General features: G+C 75.7%; 1 pseudogene. It reads right to left on the bottom strand.

Features of this window, described 5'->3' with window-relative positions:
* Positions 1-309: pseudogene (locus tag IF89_RS39995) on the bottom strand (hypothetical protein); the annotation flags it as partial.

The following is a 309-nucleotide window of genomic DNA, read 5'->3' as shown; positions in this document are numbered from 1 at the left end:
CGTCTTGCTGCCGTCCGCACCGGTGGCGGTGACCGTGGTGACGTCGCCGGCGGCATTGGCGGTGTAGGCGGTCGACCGCAGCACCGGCGCCTTCGCATCACCGCCGCCGTGCAGGACGGTGGAGATGAGCCGGCCGTAGGCGTCGTAGCCGTGCACGGTGTGCGTCGTCACCGGCGTGCCGCCGGCCTCCGCTCCACCGCTGCCGTCCGCGCTGGCACCCCCCTGCCCGCCGCTGCTGTCGGTAGTGCCGGCACCTTCCTGCCCGCCGGCTGCGGGGCGGGTGTCGGTGCGGGTGGCCAGGTCTCCGCG

The organism is Streptomyces sp. NRRL F-2664 (assembly GCF_000719345.1).
Classification (GTDB): domain Bacteria; phylum Actinomycetota; class Actinomycetes; order Streptomycetales; family Streptomycetaceae; genus Streptomyces.
Note: the sequence above shows the minus strand (reverse complement) of the source record. Positions and strands in the feature narration are given on the sequence as shown.